The sequence below is a fragment of the Streptomyces sp. NPDC037301 genome (assembly GCF_055602785.1).
This window is the reverse complement of sequence record NZ_JBVJWD010000138.1, coordinates 1-4,135: the sequence shown is the minus strand read 5'-3', so window position 1 is coordinate 4,135 and position 4,135 is coordinate 1. Positions and strand designations below refer to the sequence as shown.

Below are 4,135 nucleotides of genomic sequence, written 5' to 3'. Positions count from 1 at the left end.
CAACCTCGCCAAGCGCATAACGGACGAGACCACGCCAACCTGGCGAGGAACCTACTAGGGCATAAGAGGCAAGTCGCCCACTCTAAACGCCCTCTTAGAGGTCAGAGTTCGGTCGTCCAGACCCCGACAGGGTGCTCCCTCGGCGGCAGCCACAACTGAGGCTGCGACTCCCGATGCCTCTCCTCAGCCTGATCTTCCCAGTGGAAACGGTCATCCACATCGGGCCACGCAACTTGCAGCACAGGCAACGGAGGCCGCCGGTAGAACCCCATAGCCCGCCCGAAGAAGGTTCGGTACCAGTGGAGATCGACCTGCCTGAGCGCGACTTGGTGACCGTCGAAAACCTCAGGATGCCTCTGGCCTTCAGCCAATACAGCACCCGCGGCGGACTTCGCTCCGAGCCTGTTGAGCATGCGGTGCATAGCGTGGATATCGAGTCCGAACATGGCGAGTTCAGGTCCGCCGTGAGTGTGCGCGAGGCCGATCGTGTAGGCAAATCCAGGACCGATCTCGTCCTCGGGAACCATCTGGACGTGCCATCCGTGCTGCTGCACATTCTCGATGATCGTCAGATCCGCGCGGTCCGCCTCGTCTCCGTCACCGTAGTCATGGCAGAGGACACACCGGCACTGGAACGCCCGCGGGCGGGGAGTGGGGCGGTGAGGCGGCCAGGACCCGGGCCGCCGCGTCGGCGTCCGCGTTGGTGGGGCGCCATCCCCCGGCAGTCAGGAACTGCCGGGCTCGGCCTGACTCTCGGGTCAAGGCGCGCGTCAGCAACTGTTGGGTACCGGAGGCCATCACGGGAGTGTCCTGCCCGCTCGACACGGTGCCCCCGTCCCGCTGTTCCGTCCCCGATTCCGTCGCGCTGTGCCCGCGCGCCCTCCCTGAGCGGCCTCCACATCACCGCGTTGAAGTAGCTGCGCTGACGAGGGTGGCTTCCTGCACGTAGAGCCGGAGGGAGCCGACCTGGCACGGCTTGTTCAGCGCACCTACGTTGCCCGCTTCACAGTGATCGATATTGCTCGCCGCGCCCCTGGACCATCGCATCGCCGACACCGAACACGGCACGCTCACCTTCGCCGGGGACGTCCCGCTGGTGATCGCCGACTGGGAGGTCGCCGAGGACGCCCCCGACAGCGACGGCCGCGTCTACGCCTCGGCGTGCAGCACAGGAGACATCACATCACACGATCGTACGATCGTGCGGGCGCCGTCGAAGATGCGTGCCGGGCCGGCGTACCTACTGGGTGCCGCCGGCACATCCCGCCAGGGGCTGCCGGTCCGGAGTGGCCGCCCCCTCTACCCCGAGACCAGCGGTGTCCTCCCTCCGGGCAAAGCTTCCCGGAGGTCGCTTGGTGCCTCACAGCACCGGGTCTTGTGACCGCCGCCCGCATGCCATCGCGCGGTCTTCGCGTCACGGGGCATCATCAGAGGTTCACCTGCGTTCGCCCGTCGCAGCGGCCCCTCGCAGCCGCGGCCATCGGGGTCCTGGTGGGGCGTCCGGCCTGGAGGGACCGGCCGAGCTGGTTCCTGGTGGCCGAGGAGGATCGCATGATCTCCGCGGAGACGCAGCGGTTCTTGGCTGGGCGGATGAGGGCCCGGGTGCGCACGGCCCCCGTCGATCACTTGCCCATGCTGACCGCGCCGGGAGCGGTCGTCGCCATCGTGATGGAAGCCGTGCGCGAGGTCGGGTCGAGTGGGTGACGGATCCGGCGAAGCTGCGGCGGTCACCCGGAAGCAAGCATGATAGCTAACCTCTCAAATGCCATTTGAGAGGCTATGTGTCGAGTTGATGTCAGCAGTTCTTGTGCGGTCACGCTCCGGTGGCCGCCCCAGAAAGGAAGAGGGAACGTCATGGTTGACATTGGGTACCGCACGGCAGACGTGGACGGCCTGAAGGTGTTCTACCGGGAAGCCGGAGCACCGGACGCACCGACGCTGCTCCTCCTGCACGGTTTCCCCTCCTCAAGCCACATGTTCCGCGAGCTGATCCCCCTGCTCGCCGACCGGTTCCACATCGTCGCCCCTGACCTGCCCGGCTTCGGCAAGTCGGACATGCCCCCGCGAGACGACTTCGACTACACCTTCGAACACATCACCGATGTGATCGACCGTCTGACGGAAGTACTGGGCCTGGATCGCTTCGCGCTGTATGTGTTCGACTACGGCGCGCCGGTCGGATTCCGGATCGCTACCCGCCATCCCGAGCGAATCAGCGCGATCGTGTCGCAGAACGGTAACGCGTACGAGGAAGGGCTGAGCGAGGGCTGGAATCCGGTGCAGACGTACTGGAAAGACCCGTCGACAGCCAACCGGGAAGCGATCCGGACGCTCGTACAGCCGGAGACGACTGTCTGGCAGTACCAACACGGAGTGCCCGACGTGACGCGGGTCGGCCCAGACGGCTACGGGCTGGACAACTACTACCTCGCGCGAAGCGGCGCGGATGAGATCCAGCTCGATCTGTTCCTCGACTACGCGAGCAACGTCGCTCTGTACCCCACGTTCCAGGAGTACTTCCGGACCCGGAGCCCGCGACTGCTCGCGGTGTGGGGCAGGAACGATCCGTTCTTCCTGCCTGCCGGGGCCGAGGCCTTCAAGCGTGACATCCCCGATGCCGATGTTCGTTTCGTCGACACCGGCCACTTCGCCCTGGAGACCCATGCCGAGGAGATCGCAGCAGCGATTCGCGACTTCCTCATCAGATAGGCAGCAAGCGGGCGGTGTGGGGATCACACACGGCCAGGGTCCACATCGACGTACCCGGCCGACGCAGAAGAGCCCGTCGTTCGTGACCGGTCCATCGGCGGTCCCGACCGGCAACCCCATTTCAGTGAAGGAGAAGTGAGATGCGGGGCCAGCCAGGGTATGGGGCGCTCCACGGCGATCCGGTTGGCGCGGGACTTTTCCTCGATCGTGCTCGTCGCACGCAACCGAACCCACCTGGAGGACACAGGGGCGTTGAAGTGGTCCGGGGCGGACAGGCCCACCGTGAGCCGCGCGGCGGCGGCGAGGAACGCGGTGTTGAGGTCCAGGCCGACCGCGAAGGACAGCGTGCACTCCTCATCCGTGAGCGTGTCCACCGACCGCACCCACTGGTACGCCTCCTCGTTGAGGAAGCCGCCGGTCCAGCCGGAGTTCACGACCACAGGGTGTTCCGGGGTGGCCTCCGGCGGCGCCGGGTCCATCGGTTCCGTCCCCAGCGAGCCCGCGTTGTGGCCGGACACCCAGTTCCCGGTCTCCGGGTCCTGCACGGCCTTCGTGGGCGGGCGCAGCGCCGTCATGAGCTCCAGGCCGGAGACGGCGGTGGAGCCGCGCGGGGTGATGACCCGCTGGGCGTAGACGCCGAGGACGCGGGCGATGTCGGCCGGCTCCATCTCGGAGACGCCGGGCCAGGACCGCTCATCGAGGGCGTCCCAGGACAGGATCGCGAGCTGCACGCACTGCCGCTCGCGGCCCTGGGCCTTGCGGTAGATCCGCGCCCACGGACCGAACCCGCGCTGCGTGAGCTGCCACTTCGCCTTCGCGACCTGCTTGACCACCGGGTGGTCCTCGGGCAGGCGCAGGGAGCGGCGCTGCTGGTGGCCCTCCAGGCGCTCGGGCAGTCCGAGCTTCACGGCGGCCGCGGCGGTGAGCACGATCAGCGGGTCGCTGTCCTTGCCGTAGCGGTTGAGCTTCGCGGCACCGAGGCCGGACTCCTTGAGCGTCCACTCCACCAGCTCCGGCACCGTGGTCGCGGGGCAGTCGAGCACGATGCCGTCGACGCCGTACGCGGAGCCGTCGCCGTCCAGCACGGCGAGCGGGCCGTGCGGGAACCGCGGGTCGGTCGCGGGCTTCGCCGCCTTCTTCGCCGCCGGGCGGCGCGACGTCGCCGGACGCTCGGGAGCGGTCTGGACGGCCGGGGCCTGAACCGGTGCGCCGGTCTCCGTCTCGGTGGCCTGGGGGGTGGCAGAACCGGTGAACGTCTCCGGCAGCTTCGGCTGCGGCGCGGCGGCCGGAACCGAAGCGGCGGGGGCGCCGTGTGCGGGGTACTTCGCGGCCCTGCGCCGCGAGCACGCCCGCCACCAGAGCGCCGAGCTCAGTGGTCCAGCAGACCGGCCGCGTTGATCCGGTGCAGATGGATGAGCACATCGTG

The 4,135-nt window shown here is 68.1% G+C and carries 4 protein-coding genes and 1 pseudogene; 3 read left to right on the top strand and 2 right to left on the bottom strand.

Annotation, left to right across the window (positions count from 1 at the left end; translation table 11 throughout):
* Positions 1 to 101 precede the first annotated feature (101 nt).
* On the bottom strand, positions 102 to 554 hold the full coding sequence (locus tag ACZ7IB_RS48810; protein WP_470921803.1) for a DUF4262 domain-containing protein: 453 nt from the start codon (positions 552 to 554) through the stop codon (positions 102 to 104).
* 464 nt (positions 555 to 1,018) lie between these two features.
* Here ACZ7IB_RS48810 and ACZ7IB_RS48805 point away from each other — a divergent pair, with 464 nt between their 5' ends.
* From ACZ7IB_RS48805 to ACZ7IB_RS48795, 3 genes are all read left to right on the top strand, one after another.
* Positions 1,019 to 1,381 carry a hypothetical protein gene (locus ACZ7IB_RS48805; protein ID WP_470921802.1) on the top strand — a complete coding sequence of 121 codons (363 nt, stop codon included), beginning with the start codon at positions 1,019 to 1,021 and terminating at the stop codon, positions 1,379 to 1,381.
* Positions 1,382 to 1,551: 170 nt separating this feature from the next.
* Positions 1,552 to 1,704, top strand: coding sequence for a hypothetical protein (locus ACZ7IB_RS48800; RefSeq protein ID WP_470921800.1), 153 nt, complete (start codon positions 1,552 to 1,554; stop codon positions 1,702 to 1,704).
* A gap of 150 nt (positions 1,705 to 1,854) precedes the next feature.
* Positions 1,855 to 2,709, top strand: a complete 855-nt coding sequence (locus ACZ7IB_RS48795) for an alpha/beta fold hydrolase (protein WP_470921799.1) — start codon at positions 1,855 to 1,857, stop codon at positions 2,707 to 2,709.
* A 244-nt stretch (positions 2,710 to 2,953) separates the two neighbouring features.
* Here the strand turns inward: ACZ7IB_RS48795 and ACZ7IB_RS48790 are convergent.
* Positions 2,954 to 4,040 (bottom strand): annotated as a pseudogene (locus ACZ7IB_RS48790) (telomere-associated protein Tap); the annotation flags it as partial.
* Positions 4,041 to 4,135: the final 95 nt, after the last annotated feature.

Excerpts from the sequence above, each read along its gene's own strand:
- ACZ7IB_RS48800 (WP_470921800.1), top strand. The coding sequence starts at position 1,552 with ATGATCTCCGCGGAGACGCAGCGGTTCTTGGCTGGGCGGATGAGGGCC.
- ACZ7IB_RS48795 (WP_470921799.1), top strand. The coding sequence starts at position 1,855 with ATGGTTGACATTGGGTACCGCACGGCAGACGTGGACGGCCTGAAGGTG.